We start from the raw sequence: 19,642 nt of genomic DNA, 5'->3' as shown, positions 1-19,642 counted from the left end.
CCCGGAAGCTAAGCCTTACAGCGCCGATGGTACTGCAGGGGGGACCCTGTGGGAGAGTAGGACGCCGCCGAACAATTATTGGGAAAGCCCCGTGCCAATGGCACGGGGCTTTCTGCGTTTCAGGACGATGCCGGTGAAGGCGTAAGGGTGTCTTTCGCCTGCCTCGTCGGCCCTCGTCCTCGTGAATTACAGGCGCCCCGCCGACTTCAGGGACAGATACGCGTCCGCCAGCGCCGGCGCCAGCTCTTCGGGGACCGCGTCCACGACCGTGACACCGTGCCGGCGGAGCTGTTCCGCGGTGCGGTCCCGCTCCGCGTGGGCCTGGGCCGCCGCCGCGGCCTCGTACACGGCGTCCGTGTCCCCGCGCGCCGCGGCCATCCTGGCGATGTGCGGATCCGCCACAGAGGCCAGAAGAACCGTGTGCCGCTGGGTCAAGCGGGCCAGAACCGGCAGCAGACCCTCCTCGACCGGAGCCGCGTCGAGCGTCGTGAGCAGCACGACGAGGGAACGGCGAGGAGCGGTGCGGAGCACCGTGGCCGCCAGTCCTCGGGCATCGGTCTCGACGAGCTCGGGCTCGAGCGTGGCCATCGCGTTGACCAGGGACGGAAGAACATCGCCCGCCGAACGGCCCTGGACGAGGGCGCGCAGACGACGGTCGTAGGCCAGCAGGTCGACGCGGTCGCCGGCGCGGGACGCCAGAGCCGCGAGGAGCAGAGCGGCGTCCATCGAGGCGTCCAGGCGGGGAGCGTCGCCGACACGGCCCGCGGACGTACGGCCCGTGTCGAGAACCAGAAGGATGTGCCGGTCCCGCTCGGGACGCCAGGTGCGTACCGCGACCGTGGACTGGCGGGCCGTCGCCCGCCAGTCGATGGAACGGGTGTCGTCGCCCGGCACGTACTCGCGCAGGCTGTCGAACTCGGTTCCCTCGCCCCGCGTCAGGACACTGGTGCGGCCGTCCAGTTCGCGCAGACGGGCCAGCTTCGACGGCAGGTGCTTGCGGCTCGTGAACGGCGGCAGCACGCGTACGGTCCACGGCACCTTGTGCGTGCCCTGGCGGGAGAAGAGACCGAGCGGGCCGGAGGAGCGGACGGTGACGCGGTCGGCCCGGCGGTCACCGCGCCGGGAGGGGCGCAGCCGCGTCACGACACGCCGGCGTTCGCCCGGGGGGATCACCAGGGAGTGGCGGGAGGCCGCCACCTCCGTACCGGCCTGCCAGCTGCTGGGAGGCCAGGCGTCACGGACGCGGGCGCGCAGCGGGCGGCGTGACGGATTGCTGACCGTGAGGATGACGTCGGCGGTCTCGCCCAGGCGTACGGAGGTGTCGCCGGAGCGGCTGAGACCGAGACGGCGCACGGGGGCGGCCAGCGCGTAGTCGCAGGCGCAGGCCACCGCGAGCGGGGCGTTGACGGCGAGGAGGCCCGTCCAGCCGGGTTCCCAGATGCCGACGGGGAGGGAGCCGAGTGCCGCCAGGAGGGCGGCGCGTCCGGTGGGGGCCATCAGCGGGGGACGGGGACGTGGGCGAGGATCGCGTTGATGACCGAGTCGGTCGTGACGCCCTCCATCTCGGCCTCCGGGCGCAGTTGCACGCGGTGGCGGAGCGTGGGGAGGGCGAGCGCCTTCACGTCGTCGGGGATGACGTAGTCGCGGCCGGTCAGCCAGGCCCACGCGCGGGCGGTGGCCAGCAGCGCGGTGGCGCCGCGCGGGGACACGCCGAGCGTGAGGGACGGCGATTCGCGGGTGGCGCGGCAGATGTCGACGACGTAGGCGGTGATCTCGGGGGAGACGGTCGTCTCGGCGACGGCGCGGCGGGCGGCCTCCAGGTCGGCGGCGTTTGCGACGGGGCGCAGACCGGCGGCGCCCAGATCACGCGGGTCGAATCCCGCGGCGTGGCGGGTGAGGACGTCGATCTCGTCCTGGCGGGACGGCAGGGGGATGGTCAGCTTGAGGAGGAAGCGGTCGAGCTGGGCCTCGGGGAGCGGATAGGTGCCCTCGTACTCGACGGGGTTCTGCGTCGCGGCGACGAGGAACGGGTCGGGCAGGGGGCGGGGGGTGCCGTCGACGGTGACCTGGCGCTCCTCCATGGCCTCCAGCAGGGACGCCTGGGTCTTCGGGGGAGTGCGGTTGATCTCGTCCGCGAGGAGGAGGTTGGTGAAGACCGGGCCGGGCTGGAAGGAGAACTCGGAGGTGCGGGCGTCGTAGACCAGGGAGCCGGTGACGTCGCTCGGCATCAGGTCAGGGGTGAACTGGACGCGCTTGGTGTCGAGTTCCAGGGTGGCGGCGAGGGCGCGGACGAGGAGGGTCTTGGCGACGCCGGGGACCCCCTCGAGGAGGACGTGGCCGCGGCAGAGCAGCGCGACGACGAGACCGGTCACCGCGGGGTCCTGGCCGACCACGGCCTTGGCGATCTCGGCACGCAGGGCTTCCAGGGAGGCCCGGGCGGCGGCCGGGTCCCCGGTGTGCGCGGCGTTGTCGGTGGTCGGGTCCATCATGGACGGCGTACCTCTCTTTCGAGGGCGTCGAGTTGGTCGGCGAGCCGGATCAGTGCGGTGTCGTCGCCGGGGGGCGGGCCGAAGAGCAGCGTGTGCAGGGACCGCGGGTCGCCCTGGAGGTGGGCGGACAGTGCGGGGAGCAGGGCCTCGGACGCGTGCGCCTGGGCGGCGGGGACGCCCACGAGGGGGGCGAGGCGGGTGCGGGTGGCCGAGCGGAGGGCGGTGGCCGCGCGGTCGCGGGCGTTCGCCTTGCGGTAGAGGCGGGCGCGGCCTTCGACGGTCTCGGAGGCGCGGATCCTCACGGGGAGTTTCTCCGGGACGAGGGGGCCGAGCCGGCGGGCCCGCCACAGGGCGGCCAGGGCTGCCGCGACGAACAGTTGCAGGGTGCCCCACAGCCAGCCGGAGGGCAGCAGGTCGAAGAAGTCCCGCTCGCCCTGCTCCGGGGCGGCGGAGGAGTCGGCGAGCGAGGGGAGGTACCAGACCAGATGAGGGCGGGAGCCGAGGAGCTGGAGGGCCAGTGAGGCGTTTCCGTGCTCGTCCAGGCGGTCGTTGAGGAGGATGTCGGGCGCGCCGAGGACAACGGTGTCGCCGTCCCCGGTGGGCGCCGGCAGGCGCAGCAGGGTGGACTGGCGTTCGCTGGGGTAGCACTCGTCGGCGTGGAGATGGGTGGTCGAGTAGCGGATGCCGCCCGTGTCGGCGGTGCCCGCGCGGCGGGCGGCGGGCAGCTCGCAGTGGGGGGCGAGGGTGGAGCCGAAGCTGGTGGCGGGATCGGCGGTGACACCGGGCGCGAGGCGTTCCACGGAGGAACCGCCGGCCGAGACCAGGACGGTGCGGCCGCCGGACTGGACGTAGGCGGCGTGCAGACGGGTCTGCTGGCTGGGAGTCAGCAGGTCGGGGACGGCGATGAGGAGGGTGGTGTCGGGGCCGGCCGCGTCGGCGGCCTCCCCGAGGGTGGACACCACGCGGGTGTCCACGCCGCGGTCGGCCAGGAGTTCGGCGACGGCGCGGCTGCCGTAGGGGTCGGCGGAGCGCGGGTCGAGCCGGCCGTGGCGGGCGTCGGAGCGGACCACGGCGATCGCGACGGCAGCCACGATCAGCAGCACCAGCGCCAGGGCGACGCCGCGGGTGCGGGTCCACACCTGGCGGGCGGTGGGCGAGGCCGAGGTGGACGGGCGCGTGACCTCGGTCGTCATCCGGCGGCCCCCTGGCGGGTGTCGGTGTCCGTGTTCCGGGCGCCGCCGCTGTCCGCCGGCTGCGGCCTGGTGCGGTCCAGGTCGTGGTCGAGGTCGGCGATCTGCCCGTACGACTGCTGCGTGGCGGATCTGCCGCCGTAGGTGACGTCGTCGAAGGCGCGGGCGGCGCTGTGCAGCCGGCCGGTGTGGGCGGGCAGGGCGCGGCCGGCTTCCGCGGCGGCCTCGTCGGCGGTGCGGCCGGGGCGGACGTCGAGCAGGGCACGCTCCTCCAGGGCGCGGACGATGGCCCGCATGCGTTCCTGGACGGCCTGGTTCCAGTGGCCCTGTGCGGCGTGCGCCTCGGCGGCAGCGCGGTGTTCGGCGGCGCTGCGGGGGCGGTCGTCGAACAGGACCGGAGCGGACACCGGGCGGCGGCGCGGGGTGCCCAGGCGCCACCACAGGGCAGCCAGGGCGGCTGTCACGGCGGCCACGACGACGACCAGGCCGAGCGTGCCGCCGGGGGTCGCGGTGGAGGCGGCTTCGAACAGACCGCCGACCCAGTCCCAGAAGGCGTCGAGGGCCCGCTGGTACCAGCTGGGATCGTTCTCGTGGTACATGCTCTTGGACAGCTCGCGCCGGGCGGCTTCCCGCGCGGGGTCGCGCGGGACGGTGACCGGCGGCTCGTCGTCGCCGCTCAGCAGCAGCCGTACGGCGGTGTCCGCGGTCGCGGGCAGCGCCGGTACGGATGTGAGAACTCCCCCCGTGGCGATCACCGCATCAGCTCCCCGGGGTGGTGCCGGGGCCGTGGTCCGGGACGCCGGCGGCGCGGGCCAGTTCGAGATCGAGGGCTTCGCGGCGGATGCGCTGGTCGATGTAGAGGAGCACGGTGACGCCGGCCGTGATCGGGAAGGTGATCATGGCGCCGATGACCGAGCCGATGCCGCTGACGACGAGGAACGTCCAGCCGATGTCGCCGCCGGCGCTGTTGAGGAAGCCGGTGGCGCCGTTCCCGCTGAGGGCCGAGGCGAGGAAGGTGAAGGGGATGACGATGATCGACGCGACGACGTTGGCGATGATCGTCGCGAGGAGCTGGATGCCGAACACCCGCCACCAGGAGCCGCGGACCAGCTTGGCGGAGCGGGTCATCGCCTTCACGATGCCCTGCTTCTCCAGCATCAGGGTGGGCGAGGCCAGGGAGAAGCGGACCATCAGCCAGACGGCGAGGACCGTCGCACAGACGATGCCGAGGAGGGTGAGGCCGAAGCCCACCTCGCCGCCGGCCGCCAGTGTCACGAGGAACCCGGGCAGCGCGCCCACGGCGATGATGCCGGTGGTGATGAGCAGCAGCAGGCAGATCAGGCCGAACAGTTTGAGGACCTGCGGGCGGGCGTCGCGCCAGGCCTCGCCCGTGGTGACCTGCCTGCCGAGCACCGCGCGGCTGGTGACGGTGGTGAGCAGGGCGGTGGCGGCGACCGTGCCGACCAGGGTGACCAGGAAGACGACGCCGGAGTTGAGCAGGGCCTCGCCCATGGCGTCGGTCAGTTCGTCGAGCGTGGCGCTGGGATCGTTGAGGGCGTCGGTGCTCGCGTTGTCCAGGACGAGGCCCTGGAGCAGGACGACGACGATCTCGGTGAGCACGGCGACGGTCAGGGAGATGCCGAGGACCGTGCGCCAGTAGGTGCGCATGGTGGAGACGGCACCGTCGAGGATCTCGCCGACGCCGAGCGGGCGGAGCGGGATGACGCCGGGCTTCGCCGCGGGCGGGGGACCTCCCCAGCCGCCGCCTCCCCAGGCGCCGTGACCGCCCGGTCCGCCGCCGTGACCGCCGGGTCCGCCGGGCGGCGGGGCGCCCCAGCCCGGACCGGGCGGTGGGGGAGGAGCCTGGGGGGAGTCCGTGGAGCCGGGGCGGCCGGTGGGGGCCGACCACTGACCGGCCGGCGGCTGCTCCTTGGACCACTTCGCGCCCGGCTCCCGCGGGGGCCCGGCCGGCTGCTCGGGCTCCGGGCCGCCGGTGGGCCCGGCAGGTCCGGACGCTCCCGGCTCCCGCCCTGCGGACGGGGCGGATCCGGGCGAGGCCCAGCCCGGAGTGTCGTTCATCGTCGCTCCTTCACGGTGCCCGACCGCGGTCGCGGCGGCAGCTTGGCAGCCATCGTGCCATGGGGTGGTCGTCGACCGACCTGCCGAGGTGGCGGCTGCGTACCTTCAATTGTCGGCCCGACAGGGGGCAGACTGACGGCATGGCTGATCAGTACGCGCACAGCGGCGACAACAAGCGGCCGACCGAGATCCCGGCACTGCGCTGGGAAGAGCCACCCGAAGGTCCCGTCCTGGTCGTGCTCGACCAGACGAGGCTTCCGGCCGAGGAGGTCGAACTGGTCTGTACGGACCCGCCCGCACTGGTGGAGGCGATCCGGTCGCTCGCCGTGCGCGGTGCGCCCCTGCTGGGCCTCGCGGGCGCCTACGGCGTCGCCCTCGCGGCCGTACGGGGCTTCGACGTGGACGACGCGGCGGCGGCGCTGGAGGGCGCCCGCCCGACCGCGGTGAACCTCGCCGTCGGGGCGCGGCGGGCGCACTCCGCGCACCGGGCCGTGCTCGCCCGGGGCGGGGACACCCGGGAGGCGGCCGGGGCGGCACTGGCCGCGGCGCGGCAGATGCACCGGGAGGACGCCGAGGCCAGCGCCCGGATGGCCGGGCACGGGCTGGCGCTCCTCGACGAGCTGCTGCCCGGCGGAGGGCACCGGGTCCTCACGCACTGCAACACGGGTTCGCTGGTGTCGGGAGGTGAGGGAACGGCGTTCGCGGTGGCGCTCGCTGCCCACCGGGCGGGGCGGCTGCGGCGTCTGTGGGTGGACGAAACGCGTCCGTTGCTGCAAGGTGCTCGCCTGACGGCGTACGAGGCGGCCCGCAGCGGCATGGCGTACACCCTGCTCACCGACAACGCGGCGGGATCGCTGTTCGCGGCGGGCGAGGTGGACGCGGTGCTCGTCGGGGCGGACCGCATCGCGGCCGACGGTTCGGTGGCGAACAAGGTGGGGAGCTATCCGCTCGCGGTGCTCGCGCGGTACCACCATGTGCCGTTCATCGTGGTGGCGCCGGTGACGACGGTGGATCCGGCGACGCCGGACGGGGCGTCCATCGAGGTGGAGCAGCGCCCCGGTCATGAGGTGACGGAGGTCACGGCGCCGCAGGTGCCGGTGGCCGGGACGGAAGCGGGAGGGGGGATCCCGGTGGCTCCCCTGGGGACGCAGGCGTACAACCCGGCGTTCGACGTGACGCCGCCGGAGCTGGTGACCGCGATCGTCACCGAGGAAGGTGTCGTTTCGCCCGTGACGACCGAGGCCCTGGCCGACCTGTGTGCCAGGTCACGCCAGGTCACGATTAGCTAATGGGATGATGTCGTTTATGAAGGGACGAGTCCTTGTCGTCGACGACGACAGCGCACTGGCCGAGATGCTCGGCATCGTGCTGCGCGGTGAAGGTTTTGAGCCGTCTTTCGTAGCCGACGGCGACAAGGCGCTGGCCGCCTTTCGCGAGGCCAAACCCGATCTTGTGCTCCTCGACCTGATGCTGCCCGGCCGGGACGGCATCGAGGTCTGCCGCCTGATCAGGGCGGAGTCCGGGGTGCCGATCGTGATGCTCACGGCGAAGAGCGACACCGTCGATGTGGTGGTGGGCCTGGAGTCGGGGGCCGACGACTACATCGTCAAGCCGTTCAAGCCGAAGGAGCTGGTGGCCCGGATCCGGGCACGGCTGCGCAGGTCGGAGGAGCCGGCGCCGGAGCAGCTCGCCATCGGCGATCTGGTGATCGACGTGGCCGGGCACTCCGTGAAGCGGGAGGGGCAGTCCATCGCGCTGACACCGCTGGAGTTCGACCTGCTGGTCGCGCTCGCCCGCAAGCCGTGGCAGGTGTTCACCCGTGAGGTCCTGCTGGAGCAGGTCTGGGGTTACCGTCACGCGGCGGACACCCGGCTGGTGAACGTGCATGTGCAGCGGCTGCGCTCCAAGGTCGAGAAGGACCCGGAGAAGCCGGAGATCGTGGTGACCGTCCGCGGGGTCGGGTACAAGGCAGGACCGAACTGACATGTCCGGTGACAGTGCCGCTCCGGCGCCCGGCCGGCCCGGGGGCCGCCCGGAGCGGCCTGTCGGCCGGAAGACGGCGGGCTCCCGCTGGGGACGCCTGTTCGAGGGCGGGCTGCTGCAGGGCGGGGTCCAGGGCAGCCCGGTCGTCCGGCTGTTCATGCGCTGGGTGCGCCGGCCGCTGCTGCCCGTCATGCGGCTGTGGCGGCGCAACATCCAGCTCAAGGTCGTCGCCACCACGCTGCTGATGTCGCTGGGCGTGGTCCTGCTGCTCGGCTTCGTCGTCATCGGCCAGGTGCGCAACGGTCTGCTGGACGCCAAGGTGAAGGCGTCCCAGAGCCAGGCCACCGGCGGTTTCGCGGTGGCCAGACAGCAGGCCGAGGAGGCCGTGAGCGTCACGGGCGACGAGGAGACCGCGGCGGACGGCCGTCCCTCGCAGAGCGTCATCCAGTGGATGAGCGACCTCGTGGAATCCCTCTCCAGCGGTGGCCAGGGCGCCTTCGACGTGGTGACCCTGCCCGCGGGCGACGCGAGCGGCAGCGGGCGGGGCCCGCGCGCCTCCGGCGAGGTCAACCCGACGGCCAGTGTCCCGGCCGCCCTGCGGGAGCGGATCGACGAGAACCCGTCGGCGGCACAGAGCTACACGCGCATCGTCTACGACGCCGACAAGCCGTCCCAGCCCGCCCTGGTCATCGGCAAGCAGGTCAACGACCCCAACCGGGACCCGTACCAGCTGTACTACCTCTTCCCGCTCACCCAGGAGGAGAAGTCGCTGAGCCTGGTCAAGGGCACCCTGGCGACGGCCGGGCTGTTCGTCGTCGTGCTGCTCGGGGCGATCGCCTGGCTCGTCGTGCGCCAGGTCGTCACCCCGGTGCGGATGGCGGCCGGGATCGCCGAGCGGCTGTCCGCCGGGCGGCTCCAGGAACGGATGAAGGTCACCGGCGAGGACGACATCGCGCGCCTCGGTGAGGCCTTCAACAAGATGGCGCAGAACCTCCAGCTGAAGATCAGCCAGCTGGAGGACCTGTCGCGGATGCAGCGCCGGTTCGTGTCGGACGTGTCGCACGAGCTGCGCACGCCGCTGACGACCGTGCGGATGGCGGCGGACGTCATCCACGAGGCGCGCGAGGACTTCGACCCGGTGACGGCGCGGTCGGCCGAGCTGCTCGCCGACCAGCTCGACCGGTTCGAGTCGCTGCTCGCCGACCTGCTGGAGATCAGCCGCTTCGACGCGGGCGCGGCGGCGCTGGAGGCGGAGCCGATAGACCTGCGCGAGGTCGTACGGCGCGTGGTCAGCGGCGCGGAACCGCTCGCGGAGCGCAAGGGCACGCGGATCAGGATCACCGGCGACCAGCAGCCCGTCGTCGCCGAGGCCGACGCGCGGCGCGTGGAACGCGTGCTGCGCAACCTCGTCGTCAACGCGGTGGAGCACGGCGAGGGCAGGGACGTGGTGGTCAGGCTCGCCGCGGCCGGCGGCGCCGTCGCGGTGGCGGTGCGCGACTACGGCGTGGGCCTCAAGCCCGGTGAGGCGACCCGGGTCTTCAGCCGCTTCTGGCGGGCCGACCCGGCCCGCGCGCGCACCACGGGCGGCACCGGCCTCGGGCTGTCCATCGCCCTGGAGGACGCGCGGCTGCACGGTGGCTGGCTCCAGGCGTGGGGCGAACCGGGTGGCGGCTCGCAGTTCCGGCTGACCCTGCCGCGGACCGCGGACGAGCCGCTGCGGGGATCCCCGATACCCCTGGAGCCCAAGGACTCGCGGCGCAACCGCGGGCTCGACGGCGCCGGACTGCCGAGCGGCGGCGGGCACGGCGGGAAGAGCGCCACGGTGCCGGTGCGGCAGCCGGGCGCCGACACGCCGGCCAGGGACCCGTTCGCGCTGCCGCCCACGGCCGTGACCCCCACGGCCGACCCCACCGCGCTGCCCGGCAACGGCGCGCGCGTGGTGGCACGGACGGGAAGCACGCGCATGACACCCGGGGTGCCGGCCGAGGACGGCGCGGACGACGACGCGGTCACGCGCCGGACGTCACAGGGGGAGCCGGACGACGGCGGTGAAGGTGCCGGCGGCGGCAGCGCGGCGCGGGGTGCGGAGAGGGACGGGGAGGCTTCGCGTGGTCGGTGAGCGCGGTGAGCGCGGTGGGCGCGGTGGGCGCGGCCGGAGGACGACGGTGCGGACGGTGGCGTACGCCGCCGGCGGTGTCGTGCTGCTGGCGGGGTGCGCCTCGATGCCCGACAGCGGCGACCTGCGGGGCGTGGAGTCCACGCCGCGGCAGGACACCCAGGTGCGGGTGTTCGCCATGCCGCCGAGCGAGGACGCCACCCCCACCCAGATCGTCCAGGGCTTCCTGGAGGCGCTGACCAGCGACGATCCCGACTACAAGACCGCACGCCAGTACCTGACGCCGGAGGCGGCGAAGACCTGGCGGCCGGAGCTGTCCACCACCGTGCTGTCGAACGGGCCGGGCGCACGGGCCGAACGCCCGGACCGGGACACCGGTGCGCTCTCCTACACGCTGACCGGCAGCAAGGTCGCCACCGTCGACGAGCAGCAGGCGTTCGCGCCCGCCTCCGGGCCCTACGACAAGATCGTGCACCTCACCAAGGACGCGAAGAGCGGCCAGTGGCGCATCGACGCGGTGCCGCAGGGCGTGGTCATGGGCAAGTCGGACTTCCAGCGCAACTACATGTCCGTCAACAAGTACTACTTCGCCTCGAACACGACGAGGCCGGCCGGCACGGCGCTGCCCATGGCGGTCGCCGACCCCGTCTACGTGCGCCGGCACGTCGATCCCACGACCCGGATGGTCAACTCCCTCCTCGGCGGGCCCACGACCTGGCTGGACCCCGTGGTCCGGTCGAGCTTCCCCACCGGGACGGCGCTGCGTAAGGGCGCCGGCCCGCTGACGCCGGACGAGCAGGGCCGCCTGACCGTGCCGCTCAACGACAGCGCGGCCGAGGTCGGCACCGGCCGGTGCGAGGAGATGGCCGCACAACTGCTCTTCACGCTGCGCGGCCTCAGCCCCGCCGTGGACGAGGTCGAGCTGCGGGCCGGCGGCGGGCAGCTGTGCTCGCTCACCCGGGAGGGCGCCGAGATCGTGGCCACCCGCGGCGCGCTGCACCAGCCCGAATACCTGTACCTCGTCGACGGGGAGCGCAGGCTCGCGAGGATCGCGGCGGGCAGCGGCGACACCGACCCGGACCCGGTGCCGGGGCCGCTGGGCGAGGGCGGGACGACGCTGCGGTCGGTGGCGGTCGCCCGGGACGAGCGCAGCGCGGCCGGGGTCGGTGTCGACGGCAAGTCGCTGTTCGTGACCTCGCTGGTGGCGGGCAGTTCCCTCGGAGACCCCGTGCTGAGCAGCCGGGGCAAGACCGAGGACGACCGGCTGACCGCGCCCAGCTGGGACGCGCAGGGCGGCCTGTGGGTGGCCGACCGCGACCCCGGGAACCCCAAGCTGTACCTGCTGGAGGACGGCGGCGGCGAGCCGGTCGAGGTGCGCACCCCGGGCCTGGACGGCCGGGTGCGGGCGGTCCGGGTGGCCGCCGACGGCGTGCGCATCGCGCTCGTCGTGGAGGAGGGCGACCGGCGTTCCCTGCTGATCGGGCGGATCGAACGGTCCACGACGGACGGCGGGACGGACGAGCGCCCCGCGGTCACCGTGCTGGAGCTGCGCTCGGCGACGCCCGAGCTGGAACAGGTCACCGCCATGTCGTGGGCCGGGGACAGCCGGCTCGTGGTGGTCGGACGCGAGGAGGGGGGCGTGGAGCAGATGAAGTACGTCGAGGTCGACGGCTCCACGCCGGACGTGACGCCGCCCGCCGCCCTGACCGGCGTCCAGGCCGTCACCGCCTCCGAGGACGAACTGGCGCCGCTGGTGGCGCACTCCGTGGACGGGATCGTCCGGCTGCCCTCGGGGGCCCAGTGGCAGAAGGTGACGGAGGGGACGGCGCCGGTCTATCCGGGCTGACACCGCGCCCGTCCGGGCCCGCGGCGGGAGTTTTCCACAGGGGTGGCCGGGCGGGTCGGGGGCCTGCACAGTGGACCCATGCGGGACTGGTTGCAGGACCTCACCGACCTGGTTCTCCCGGCCGAGTGCGGCGGCTGCGGCAGACCTCGTGCGGTGCTCTGCGCCGCGTGCCGTACGGCGGTGAGCGGGACGGCGCCGCGCAGGGTGCGGCCGGCGCCCGAACCGGCCGGGCTGCCGCCGGTGCACGCGGCGGCGCGCTACGCGGACGAGGTGCGCGCGGTGCTGCTGGCCCACAAGGAGCGGGGCGCCCTCGCCCTCTCGCGGCCGCTCGGCGAGGCCCTGGCGGGAGCGGCGCTGGCCGGGCTGCGCGCGGCCGGGGAGCCGCGACGGGACCGCGACGGCGGGGACGGGCCGGTGCTGCTCGTTCCCGTGCCGTCCGCGCGGCGGGCCGTGCGCGCCCGCGGGCACGACCCCGCCCGGCGCATCGCGTACGCGGCGGCGGGTGAGCTGCGGCGCACGGGGGTACCCGTGCGGGTACTTCCCGCGCTGCGTCAACGGCGGGCCGTGGCCGACCAGTCGGGGCTCGGCGCCCGGCAGCGGCTGGCCAATCTCTCGGGTGCGCTGGCGGTCGCCCCGGGCTGTGGACGGCTGCTGCGGGGAGGCCGGGTCGTGCTGGTCGACGACCTGATGACCACGGGGGCGTCGCTCGCCGAGGCGGCCCGCGCGGTGCGGGCGGCGCGGACCGGACCCGACGGTGGATCGAGCGATTCGGGGCCCGCGCTCGTGTACCTGGGTGAGACCTGGGAAAGGAGAGGGGAACAGCGGAACGGACCGGATCGGCGGAGCACGGGGCGGCGGCCCCGCCGGCCGCCGGGAAGGGCGGTCGCGGGTGGTGCCGACGAAATCGTCGACGCGGTGTGCGCCGCGGTCGTCGCGGCTCCACCGGATGCCTTCGAATTACACCGGAACTGACTGTGTAGGTGCGTCGTTGCAGGTTATGAGAGGGAAAAACACCTGAATGGAGGTATGGCGCGGTAGAGGGTGACGACATCCGTCCGGGCGAGATATGTTCGGTTGTGAGGTAAAGCCGCAGGCCACACCTCTCGAATCCGATTGCCGTGTCGCGGGGTTTTCGCAATCACCCGCACCGGTGGACTGGAGATCTCGCTCCTGGGGGAGGAGGTGGACGTCACCGAGTCCGAGGCTCCGGACGTCACCGGAGCCTGGTGCAAAAGGGAGTCACTCCGCACCGAGGCGGAGTGATCCGGGAACGGAGTTCTGCGTGGACATCGTCGTCAAGGGCCGCAAGACCGAGGTGCCCGAGCGGTTCCGGAAGCACGTGGCCGAGAAGCTGAACCTGGAGAAGATCCAGAAGCTCGATGGCAAGGTGATGAGCCTCGACGTCGAGGTGTCCAAGGAGCCCAACCCCCGACAGGCCGACCGCTGCGACCGAGTGGAGATCACGCTCCGCTCCCGCGGTCCGGTGATCCGGGCGGAGGCGGCGGCGAGCGACCCCTACGCGGCGCTCGACCTGGCAGCGGAGAAGCTGGACGCCCGGCTGCGCAAGCAGCACGACAAGCGCTTCTCGCGGCGCGGTGCGCGCAGGATCTCGGCCGCCGAGGTCCCCGACCACGTCCCGGGCGTGGCGACACTCAACGGAGCGGGCGAGAGCGTCCCGTCGGACCAGCCGGAAGGCGTCCCCACCAAGAAGATCGGCTCGCTGGAAGTACAGGGTGACGGCCCCCTCGTCGTCCGCGAGAAGACCCATGTGGCCGCGCCCATGACCCTCGACCAGGCCCTCTACGAGATGGAGCTGGTCGGGCATGACTTCTATCTGTTCGTCGACTCCGAGACCAAGGAGCCCAGCGTCGTCTACCGGCGCCACGCCTACGACTACGGCGTGATCCACCTCAGCACCGACACGATGGTCACCGAGAGCGGCTCCCCCGAGGCGGGCGGAACACTCGGCGGCTGACAGCCGGACGAGAGCACGGCCGGTGCCCCTGGTGCGCGCGTGTGCGCCCCCAGGGGCACCGGTGTGCGCCCACTTCACGCCCGCACCGGCACCTCGGTGCCGCCCGGGCATGGAATCATGGCGGCAGCGGCTCAACCGATGGGCCGTTGCCTTGGGTTGGCGATGGTCAGGACCACAGGCCGCAGCCTTCAGGGGGAGGAACGATGGCGGACAGCTTCGGACCGATGCGGGACGGGGATGCCGGCGGCGTCGTCGGCATGGGCCCGGACGCGGACACTCCACGCAAGGAGCCGATCAGAGTCCTTGTGGTGGACGACCACGCGCTGTTCCGCCGCGGACTGGAGATCGTGCTCGCGGCCGAGGAGGACATCCAGGTCGTCGGAGAGGCGGGGGACGGCGCCGAGGCCGTGGAGAAGGCCGCCGACCTGCTGCCGGACATCGTCCTGATGGACGTGCGGATGCCCAAGCGGGGCGGGATCGAGGCGTGCACCTCCATCAAGGAGGTCGCCCCCAGCGCGAAGATCATCATGCTGACCATCAGCGACGAGGAAGCCGATCTCTACGACGCCATCAAGGCGGGCGCGACCGGCTACCTCCTCAAGGAGATCTCCACCGACGAGGTGGCCACCGCCATTCGCGCGGTCGCCGACGGACAGTCCCAGATCAGCCCGTCCATGGCGTCGAAACTGCTCACCGAGTTCAAGTCGATGATCCAGCGCACCGACGAGCGCCGGCTGGTGCCCGCGCCCCGGCTGACGGACCGTGAACTGGAAGTCCTCAAACTCGTCGCCACGGGGATGAACAACCGGGACATCGCCAAGGAACTCTTCATCTCCGAGAACACCGTGAAGAACCACGTGCGCAACATCCTGGAGAAGCTCCAGCTGCACTCCAGGATGGAAGCGGTGGTCTACGCGATGCGGGAGAAGATCCTCGAAATCCGCTGAGAGCCGCTGAGAGCCGCTGAGGCGCGGTCAGTCAGGCCAGGACGCGGGCGAGTTCGCGGGTGAGGGCCTCGCGCAGGTCGGGTGCGTCGACCCGCTCCACGCGGACGTCGGTGCAGTCCACCCAGCCCGCCGCCTCCACCAGGGCCCCGGCCACCGCCGGGACCGCCGTGCGGCCGTCCAGCGTGACCTGCTTGGCGACCAGCGTGCGGCCCTCACGGGCCGGGTCGACCCGGCCGACGAGCCGGCCGCCCGCCAGGACGGGCATCGCGAAGTAGCCGTGCACCCGCTTGGGCTTGGGGACGTACGCCTCCAGGCGGTGGGTGAAGCCGAAGAGCCGCTCCGTGCGCGCCCGGTCCCAGACCAGGGAGTCGAACGGCGACAGCAGCGTCGTACGGTGCCGCCCGCGCGGGGGCACCGCCAGGGCGGCCGGATCGGCCCAGGCCGGCTTGGACCAGCCCGCCACCGTCACCGGGACCAGGCCCGAGTCGGCGATCACCGCGTCGACCTGCTCGGCCTTGAGGCGGTGGTAGTCGGCGATGTCCGCGCGCGTACCGACGCCGAGGGAGCGGCCGGCCAGCCCGACCAGACGGCGCAGGCACTCGGCGTCCGCCGGGTCGTCGCGCAGCAGGTCCGCGGGGATCGCCCGCTCGGCCAGGTCGTAGACCCGCTTCCAGCCGCGGCGCTCGACGCACACCACCTCGCCGTACATCAGCGCGCGCTCCACGGCGACCTTGGTGCCGGACCAGTCCCACCACTCACTGGTCCGCTTGGCGCCGCCCAGCTCCGTCGCCGTGAGCGGGCCCTCCGTGCGGAGCTGCTTGATCACCTGGTCGTAGGTGCCGTCGGGCAGCTCGTGGTTCCAGTGCGGGCGGGCGCGGTAGGCGCGGCGGCGGAAGGCGAAGTGCGGCCACTCCTCCACGGGCAGGACGCACGCGGCGTGCGACCAGTACTCGAACGCGTGCGCCGGCTGGGAGGGCTGCTTCCAGTAGGCCTCCTCGACGGTGCGGCGCCCGACCGCGCCCAGGCGCGCGTAGGGAATGAGCTCGTGGGAACGGGCGAGGACGGAGATGGTGTCGAGCTGCACCGCGCCCAGGTGGCGGAGGACCCCCCGCACGCCGGAGCGGCGATCGGGAGCACCGAGGAAGCCCTGGGCGCGCAGGGCGATGCGGCGGGCCTCGTCGGCCGAGAGTTCCGTGGTGGGACGCGGAAGGGTCGTCATACGTCCGCACGATAGAGGGCGCCACTGACAGTGGTGGAGGGTCCGGACGTCATCCCTTCGCGGGCAGGTAGGGCGCCGTGGAGGCGAGCCCCAGGTCGGAAGGGAGCAGGGAACCCACCCAGCAGTCCCGCAGCACTCCCTTGTTGTTGATCGAGGAGCGCAGGACGCCCTCGATCGTGAAGCCCGCCCGCTCCGCCACCGCGCGGGAGGCGGCGTTGCCGACCTCCGCACGCCACTCCACGCGGTCGATCGACATCCGGGTGAACGCCCAGCGGGAGGCGGCGACGGCGGCCTCGGTGACGTAACCGTTGCCGCGGTGCTCCTTCGCCCCCCAGAAACCGATCTCGGCGGTGCCGAGCGAGCGCATGGTGAGGCTGAGCATGCCCGTCAGCTCCCCGGTGGGCAGGAAGACGCCGAAGGTGAACATCGAACCGTTCGCCCAGCCGTCGGGTGCCATCTGCTCGGTGAATCCCCGCGCGTGCTCGGGCAGGTACGGGGAGGGGATCGTGGTCCAGCGCTGGATGTCCGCGTCCTGGCAGATCGCGTACACGGCGTCGGACTCCTGCGGGCCGACCGCGCGCAGCAGCAGGCGGTCGGTGGTGAGCGTGACGGGTTCCATCGGCCGATTCTGCTCACGCGCAGGTGCGGCGCGCCATCGCTTTCGCCGTGCGTGAGGCGATGATCACCCTTCGCGCGATTGGCCGGGCCGGGGCGGCACCATCCGGCGGCTTCGGACGTTGTTCTTTGGGGAGCGGCCGTGAAAGGGAGAGCAGCCGGCCGACGCTCACCCACGCGGCAGGCCTCCCGGCGTGGCGGGGTCCTCGCATACGATGGCCGTTGCTCAGTCAGTGAAACGGAAACCGACCGTCCCAGGCCCGACCGGCAAGGAGACCAACCCCCGTGTCCGTCCTCTCGAAGATCATGCGTGCAGGCGAAGGCAAAATCCTGCGCAAGCTGCACCGCATCGCGGACCAGGTCAACTCCATCGAAGAGGACTTCGAAGGCCTCTCCGACGCCGAGCTGCGGGCCCTCACCGATGAGTACAAGCAGCGTTACGCCGACGGTGAGAGCCTGGACGACCTGCTGCCCGAGGCCTTCGCCACCGTTCGCGAGGCCGCCAAGCGTGTGCTGGGCCAGCGGCACTACGACGTCCAGATCATGGGCGGTGCCGCGCTCCACATGGGCTACGTGGCCGAGATGAAGACCGGTGAGGGCAAGACCCTCGTCGGTACCCTGCCCGCGTACCTGAACGCCCTGTCCGGCGAGGGCGTCCACATCATCACGGTCAACGACTACCTGGCCGAGCGCGACTCCGAGATGATGGGCCGCGTCCACCGCTTCCTCGGCCTGAGCGTCGGCTGCATCCTCGCCAACATGACGCCGGCCCAGCGCCGCGAGCAGTACGCCAGCGACATCACCTACGGCACGAACAACGAGTTCGGTTTCGACTACCTGCGCGACAACATGGCGTGGTCCAAGGACGAGCTGGTCCAGCGCGGCCACAACTTCGCCATCGTCGACGAGGTCGACTCGATCCTCATCGACGAGGCCCGTACGCCGCTGATCATCTCCGGCCCGGCCGACCAGGCCACCAAGTGGTACGGCGACTTCGCCAAGCTGGTCAAGCGCCTCAAGCGCGGCGAGCCCGGCAACCCGCTCAAGGGCATCGAGGAGACCGGCGACTACGAGGTCGACGAGAAGAAGCGCACGGTCGCGATCCACGAGTCCGGCGTGGCCAAGGTCGAGGACTGGCTGGGCATCGACAACCTGTACGAGTCGGTGAACACCCCGCTCGTGGGCTACCTGAACAACGCCATCAAGGCCAAGGAGCTCTTCAAGAAGGACAAGGACTACGTCATCATCGATGACGAAGTCATGATCGTCGACGAGCACACCGGCCGTATCCTCGCCGGCCGCCGGTACAACGAGGGCATGCACCAGGCCATCGAGGCCAAGGAAGCGGTGCCGATCAAGGACGAGAACCAGACGCTCGCCACGATCACGCTGCAGAACTTCTTCCGCCTGTACAAGCGCCGCGACCACGACGGCAAGGAAGTCCCCGGCCTGTCCGGCATGACCGGTACGGCGATGACCGAGGCCGCCGAGTTCCACCAGATCTACAAGCTCGGCGTGGTGCCCATCCCGACCAACCGGCCGATGGTCCGCAAGGACCAGTCCGACCTGATCTACCGCACCGAGGTCGCCAAGTTCGAGGCGGTCGTCGACGACATCGAGGAGAAGCACCGCAAGGGGCAGCCGATCCTCGTCGGCACGACGTCGGTGGAGAAGTCCGAGTACCTCTCGCAGCAGCTCAGCAAGCGGGGCATCCAGCACGAGGTGCTGAACGCCAAGCACCACGAGCGGGAGGCGTCGATCGTTGCCCAGGCCGGCCGCAAGGGCAGCGTCACCGTCGCCACCAACATGGCCGGCCGCGGTACGGACATCAAGCTCGGCGGCAACCCCGAGGACCTCGCCGAGGCGGAGCTGCGCCAGCGCGGCCTCGACCCCGAGGAGCACATCGAGGAGTGGGCGCACGCCCTGCCCGAGGCGATGGTGCGCGCCGAGGAGGCCGTCAAGGCCGAGAAGGAAGAGGTCGAGAAGATCGGCGGCCTGTACGTCCTCGGCACCGAGCGGCACGAGTCGCGGCGGATCGACAACCAGCTGCGCGGTCGTTCCGGCCGTCAGGGCGACCCCGGCGAGTCCCGGTTCTACCTCTCGCTCGGTGACGACCTGATGCGGCTGTTCAAGGCCCAGATGGTCGAGCGCGTGATGTCCATGGCGAACGTGCCGGACGACGTGCCGATCGAGAACAAGATGGTCACGCGCGCGATCGCGTCCGCCCAGTCGCAGGTGGAGACGCAGAACTTCGAGACGCGCAAGAACGTCCTGAAGTACGACGAAGTCATGAACCGCCAGCGCGAGGTCATCTACGGCGAGCGGCGCCGCGTGCTGGAGGGCGAGGACCTGCAGGAGCAGATCCAGCACTTCATGGACGACACCATCGACGCCTACGTCCAGGCGGAGACCGCCGAGGGCTTCCCCGAGGACTGGGACCTGGACCGGCTGTGGGGCGCCTTCAAGCAGCTCTACCCGGTGAGCCTCACCGTGGAGGAGATCGAGGAGGAGGCCGGTGACCGGGCCGGTCTGACGGCGGAGTTCATCTCCGAGTCGATCAAGGACGACATCCGCGCCCAGTACGAGGCCCGTGAGGCGCAGCTCGGCTCCGAGATCATGCGTGAGCTGGAGCGCCGGGTCGTGCTGTCGGTCCTGGACCGCAAGTGGCGCGAGCACCTCTACGAGATGGACTACCTCCAGGAGGGCATCGGTCTGCGCGCGATGGCGCAGAAGGACCCGCTGGTGGAGTACCAGCGCGAGGGCTTCGACATGTTCGGCGCCATGATGGACGGCATCAAGGAGGAGTCCGTCGGCTACCTGTTCAACCTGGAGGTCCAGGTCGAGCAGCAGGTCGAGGAGGTCCCGGTCGAGGACGTCAAGCCGGTGGCCGACCTGGAGAAGCAGGACGCGGTGCCCGCGCAGGCGGGGCCCCGCCCGGAGATCCGCGCCAAGGGGCTCGACGCCCCGCAGCGGCGGAACCTGCACTTCTCGGCGCCGACGGTCGACGGCGAGGGCGGCACCGTCGAGGGCGACTTCGCCACCGACGACGAGCCGGTGCGCTCCGAGGCGGACGGCCTCACGCGCGCGGAGCGCCGCAAGCAGGCGCGGGGCGGGCGTCGCCGCAAGAAGTGAGCGGTGGCCGCTCCGGTGACGGGGCGGCCGTGAGCGGGCCGAGGGCCGGGC

The 19,642-nt window shown here is 72.3% G+C and carries 15 protein-coding genes and 1 rRNA gene; 9 read left to right on the top strand and 7 right to left on the bottom strand.

Annotation, left to right across the window (positions count from 1 at the left end; translation table 11 throughout):
* Positions 1 to 73, top strand: a 5S ribosomal RNA gene (rrf, locus tag IE172_RS35545); the annotation flags it as partial.
* 113 nt (positions 74 to 186) lie between these two features.
* Here rrf and IE172_RS33300 read toward each other — a convergent pair.
* The 5 genes from IE172_RS33300 to IE172_RS33280 are packed head-to-tail and all read right to left on the bottom strand — an operon-like array spanning position 187 to position 5,758.
* A complete protein-coding gene (locus IE172_RS33300) occupies positions 187 to 1,497 on the bottom strand; it encodes a DUF58 domain-containing protein (protein WP_190101101.1) in 1,311 nt (436 codons plus the stop codon).
* Positions 1,497 to 2,486, bottom strand: a complete 990-nt coding sequence (locus tag IE172_RS33295) for an AAA family ATPase (protein WP_190101103.1) — start codon at positions 2,484 to 2,486, stop codon at positions 1,497 to 1,499. The genes IE172_RS33300 and IE172_RS33295 overlap by 1 nt, the downstream gene beginning before the upstream one ends.
* Entirely contained in the window at positions 2,486 to 3,682 is a 1,197-nt protein-coding gene (locus tag IE172_RS33290) for a DUF4350 domain-containing protein (RefSeq protein WP_190101100.1), read from the bottom strand. The genes IE172_RS33295 and IE172_RS33290 overlap by 1 nt, the downstream gene beginning before the upstream one ends.
* On the bottom strand, positions 3,679 to 4,434 hold the full coding sequence (locus IE172_RS33285) for a DUF4129 domain-containing protein (protein WP_190101099.1): 756 nt from the start codon (positions 4,432 to 4,434) through the stop codon (positions 3,679 to 3,681). Before IE172_RS33285 ends, IE172_RS33290 begins: the two co-directional genes overlap by 4 nt.
* A 4-nt stretch (positions 4,435 to 4,438) precedes the next feature.
* Positions 4,439 to 5,758: a DUF7847 domain-containing protein gene (locus tag IE172_RS33280; protein ID WP_190101098.1), complete on the bottom strand. Its 1,320-nt coding sequence runs from the start codon at positions 5,756 to 5,758 to the stop codon at positions 4,439 to 4,441.
* Positions 5,759 to 5,898: 140 nt separating this feature from the next.
* On the opposite strand from IE172_RS33280, the gene mtnA reads away from it, so the two are divergent.
* The 7 genes from mtnA (at position 5,899) to IE172_RS33245 (ending at position 14,625) form a co-directional block, all read left to right on the top strand.
* The gene (mtnA, locus tag IE172_RS33275) at positions 5,899 to 7,047 is read left to right on the top strand and encodes an S-methyl-5-thioribose-1-phosphate isomerase (RefSeq protein WP_190101097.1); all 1,149 of its coding nucleotides are present in this window, start codon (positions 5,899 to 5,901) and stop codon (positions 7,045 to 7,047) included.
* 4 nt (positions 7,048 to 7,051) lie between these two features.
* Complete coding sequence (gene mtrA / locus IE172_RS33270; protein WP_190101096.1) at positions 7,052 to 7,741, top strand: two-component system response regulator MtrA; 690 nt, start codon at positions 7,052 to 7,054, stop codon at positions 7,739 to 7,741.
* A 1-nt stretch (position 7,742) separates the two neighbouring features.
* Positions 7,743 to 9,860: an MtrAB system histidine kinase MtrB gene (mtrB, locus tag IE172_RS33265; RefSeq protein ID WP_190101095.1), complete on the top strand. Its 2,118-nt coding sequence runs from the start codon at positions 7,743 to 7,745 to the stop codon at positions 9,858 to 9,860.
* A gap of 55 nt (positions 9,861 to 9,915) precedes the next feature.
* Entirely contained in the window at positions 9,916 to 11,703 is a 1,788-nt protein-coding gene (locus IE172_RS33260) for an LpqB family beta-propeller domain-containing protein (protein WP_466427782.1), read from the top strand.
* 78 nt (positions 11,704 to 11,781) lie between these two features.
* On the top strand, positions 11,782 to 12,675 hold the full coding sequence (locus tag IE172_RS33255) for a ComF family protein (RefSeq protein WP_190101094.1): 894 nt from the start codon (positions 11,782 to 11,784) through the stop codon (positions 12,673 to 12,675).
* 310 nt (positions 12,676 to 12,985) lie between these two features.
* Complete coding sequence (gene hpf / locus IE172_RS33250; protein ID WP_190101093.1) at positions 12,986 to 13,678, top strand: ribosome hibernation-promoting factor, HPF/YfiA family; 693 nt, start codon at positions 12,986 to 12,988, stop codon at positions 13,676 to 13,678.
* 203 nt (positions 13,679 to 13,881) lie between these two features.
* Entirely contained in the window at positions 13,882 to 14,625 is a 744-nt protein-coding gene (locus tag IE172_RS33245) for a response regulator (RefSeq protein ID WP_190101092.1), read from the top strand.
* A gap of 31 nt (positions 14,626 to 14,656) precedes the next feature.
* Here IE172_RS33245 and IE172_RS33240 read toward each other — a convergent pair whose 3' ends face one another.
* Both IE172_RS33240 and IE172_RS33235 read right to left on the bottom strand, forming a co-directional pair.
* The gene (locus IE172_RS33240; protein ID WP_190101091.1) at positions 14,657 to 15,844 is read right to left on the bottom strand and encodes a winged helix-turn-helix domain-containing protein; all 1,188 of its coding nucleotides are present in this window, start codon (positions 15,842 to 15,844) and stop codon (positions 14,657 to 14,659) included.
* A gap of 49 nt (positions 15,845 to 15,893) precedes the next feature.
* A complete protein-coding gene (locus tag IE172_RS33235; protein WP_190101090.1) occupies positions 15,894 to 16,463 on the bottom strand; it encodes a GNAT family N-acetyltransferase in 570 nt (189 codons plus the stop codon).
* Positions 16,464 to 16,744: 281 nt separating this feature from the next.
* Between IE172_RS33235 and secA the strand changes: the two genes are divergently transcribed.
* A complete protein-coding gene (gene secA, locus IE172_RS33230) occupies positions 16,745 to 19,591 on the top strand; it encodes a preprotein translocase subunit SecA (protein WP_190101089.1) in 2,847 nt (948 codons plus the stop codon).
* Positions 19,592 to 19,642 lie beyond the last annotated feature (51 nt).

Origin of the sequence: Streptomyces griseoflavus (assembly GCF_014649995.1) — a bacterium.
Taxonomy (GTDB): Bacteria; Actinomycetota; Actinomycetes; order Streptomycetales; family Streptomycetaceae; genus Streptomyces; species Streptomyces griseoflavus.
Note: the sequence above shows the minus strand (reverse complement) of the source record. Positions and strands in the feature narration are given on the sequence as shown.

Excerpts from the sequence above, each read along its gene's own strand:
- IE172_RS33295 (WP_190101103.1), bottom strand. The coding sequence starts at position 2,486 with ATGGACCCGACCACCGACAACGCCGCGCACACCGGGGACCCGGCCGCC.
- IE172_RS33240 (WP_190101091.1), bottom strand. The coding sequence starts at position 15,844 with ATGACGACCCTTCCGCGTCCCACCACGGAACTCTCGGCCGACGAGGCC.
- IE172_RS33290 (WP_190101100.1), bottom strand. The coding sequence starts at position 3,682 with ATGACGACCGAGGTCACGCGCCCGTCCACCTCGGCCTCGCCCACCGCC.
- mtrB (WP_190101095.1), top strand. The coding sequence starts at position 7,743 with ATGTCCGGTGACAGTGCCGCTCCGGCGCCCGGCCGGCCCGGGGGCCGC.
- IE172_RS33235 (WP_190101090.1), bottom strand. The coding sequence starts at position 16,463 with ATGGAACCCGTCACGCTCACCACCGACCGCCTGCTGCTGCGCGCGGTC.
- mtrA (WP_190101096.1), top strand. The coding sequence starts at position 7,052 with ATGATGTCGTTTATGAAGGGACGAGTCCTTGTCGTCGACGACGACAGC.
- mtnA (WP_190101097.1), top strand. The coding sequence starts at position 5,899 with ATGGCTGATCAGTACGCGCACAGCGGCGACAACAAGCGGCCGACCGAG.
- IE172_RS33245 (WP_190101092.1), top strand. The coding sequence starts at position 13,882 with ATGGCGGACAGCTTCGGACCGATGCGGGACGGGGATGCCGGCGGCGTC.
- IE172_RS33280 (WP_190101098.1), bottom strand. The coding sequence starts at position 5,758 with ATGAACGACACTCCGGGCTGGGCCTCGCCCGGATCCGCCCCGTCCGCA.
- IE172_RS33300 (WP_190101101.1), bottom strand. The coding sequence starts at position 1,497 with ATGGCCCCCACCGGACGCGCCGCCCTCCTGGCGGCACTCGGCTCCCTC.
- IE172_RS33255 (WP_190101094.1), top strand. The coding sequence starts at position 11,782 with ATGCGGGACTGGTTGCAGGACCTCACCGACCTGGTTCTCCCGGCCGAG.